The following is a 2,023-nucleotide window of genomic DNA, read 5'->3' as shown; positions in this document are numbered from 1 at the left end:
ATGTCGCCGCGCGCGCCGGGCGCGACGTGGTGCTGTATGCGCGCTCGGCCGCCGCCGCCGAGGCGATGCAGACCCTGCGCGAAAGCCCGCGGCTGCCGGGCGTCGCGATCGATGCCTCGGTGTTCGTCACCGCCGATCTCGCGCTCGCCGCCCGCGCCGACGTAATTTTGCTCGCCGTGCCCTCGCAGCAATTGCGCGTAGCCCTCGCCGCGCTGGCGCCGCTGCTGCCACCGGGCGTGCCGGTCGTCGCCTGCGCCAAGGGCATCGAGCACGGCACCCGCAAATTCATGACCGAGGTCATCGAGGACGTGGCGCCAAATGCGGTGGCCGCGATCCTGTCGGGACCCAATTTTGCCGACGATGTCGCCAAGGGCTTGCCAACGGCGGTCACGCTGGCTTGCGCCGACGAGAGCATCGCGATCGATCTCGTGCTGGCGCTGGGCTCGGCAACGTTCCGGCCCTATCACACCACCGACGTGCGCGGCGTCGAGATCGGCGGCGCAGCGAAGAATGTGCTGGCGATCGCGGCGGGTATCGTCGCCGGCAAACAGCTTGGTGCGTCCGCGCTGGCGGCGCTGACGACACGTGGCTTCAGCGAATTGCTGCGGCTCGGCCGCGCCTGCGGCGCGCGCAACGAAACGCTGTCCGGACTGTCGGGTCTCGGCGACCTGATCCTGAGCTGCTCCAGCGCGCAGTCGCGAAACTTCTCGCTCGGCGCGGCCCTCGGCCGCGGCGAGGCGCCTGCGCGCAACAGACTTGCGGAGGGCGAATTCACCGCGCCGGTTCTGATGGAGCTGGCGGCTTCCAAAAATGTCGATATGCCAGTCGCCGGCGCCGTCGCCGCGATTCTCGGCGGCACCGCGACCATCGATCAGGCAATCGAAGGCCTGCTGACGCGGCCGTTCAAGGCAGAGGGATAAGTTCATGGCGCACTGGCTGGTGAAATCGGAGCCCTCGACCTGGTCATGGGATCAGCAGGTCGCCAAAGGCGCCACGGGCGAGGCCTGGACCGGCGTGCGCAACCACACCGCCAAGCAATACATGATGAAGATGAAGAACGGCGACCGCGCCTTCTTCTATCATTCCAACGAGGGCAAGGAGATCGTCGGCATCGCCGAGATCATCAAGGAGCACTATCCGGACCCGACTGACGAATCAGCCAAATTTGTCTGCGTCGATATCAAGGCCGACAAGCCGCTGACGATTCCCGTGACATTGGCGGCGATCAAGGCTGATCCGCGTTTTGCCGAAATGGCGCTGCTGAAATATTCGCGGCTGTCGGTGCAGCCGGTGACGGACGCCGAATGGAAGATGATCCGCAAGCTTGGCGGGTTGTAGGCGTGCGATGGCCCGCGCCCCTTTCGGAAAGCGGCGACACGGCCCCGTCGGCGGCGGTCGGCGATCCTGCCGTCTTCATCATTGCCAATACCCTGCTGTTGCCGGTGCCGCTGGTGCCGGAGATCCTGCTCTACGTTGCCCGCGAGGCGGTGCCGCTATGGACCAGGACCGAAAACGAGATCAACGAGATCGGCCTGCCGCCGCCGTTCTGGGCGTTTGCCTGGGCCGGCGGCCAGGCACTGGCACGCTACGTTCTCGATCACCCTCAACACGTCGCCGGAAAAACCGTGATTGATCTCGCCTCCGGTTCGGGTCTGGTGGCGATCGCTGCCGCCAAAGCCGATGCCAGCCGCGTCGTCGCCTATGATATCGATGCGTTTGCGCGCACGGCCATCGCGCTGAATGCGAGCAAAAACAAGGTGGCGATCGAGGCGTCCGGGGATGACCTGCTGGCAGGCGTCGCGGCGCCGGCAGCCGAAACGATTCTGGCCGGCGATATTTTTTACGAGCGCGATACCGCGGCGCGGGCATTCGACTTTCTCAGCGCCAGGGCCGCGCAGGGGGCCACCGTGCTGATCGGCGACCCCGGCCGCGGTTTTTTGCCTATGGAGAAGTTGCGAAAGATTGCCGAGTACGAAGTGCCGGTGACGCGCGATCTCGAAGATGTCGACATCAAGCTCACCGC

Annotated in this window: 3 protein-coding genes; all 3 read left to right on the top strand. The window is 65.8% G+C overall.

What is annotated here, in order from left to right; all coding sequences use genetic code 11:
* Positions 1-920: NAD(P)H-dependent glycerol-3-phosphate dehydrogenase (locus Q0S16_RS07875; RefSeq protein WP_295846773.1), on the top strand; the 920-nt coding region annotated here is incomplete at its 5' end.
* Between the two features lie 4 nt (positions 921-924).
* Positions 925-1,338 carry an EVE domain-containing protein gene (locus Q0S16_RS07870; RefSeq protein WP_295846770.1) on the top strand — a complete coding sequence of 138 codons (414 nt, stop codon included), beginning with the start codon at positions 925-927 and terminating at the stop codon, positions 1,336-1,338.
* A gap of 2 nt (positions 1,339-1,340) precedes the next feature.
* Positions 1,341-2,023, top strand: a 683-nt coding sequence (locus tag Q0S16_RS07865) for a 50S ribosomal protein L11 methyltransferase (protein WP_295846765.1), incomplete at its 3' end; no start/stop codon positions are given.

The organism is Tardiphaga sp., assembly GCF_025356345.1.
In the GTDB taxonomy this organism is placed as follows: domain Bacteria; phylum Pseudomonadota; class Alphaproteobacteria; order Rhizobiales; family Xanthobacteraceae; genus Tardiphaga.
This window is presented reverse-complemented; position numbering and strand designations above follow the sequence as displayed.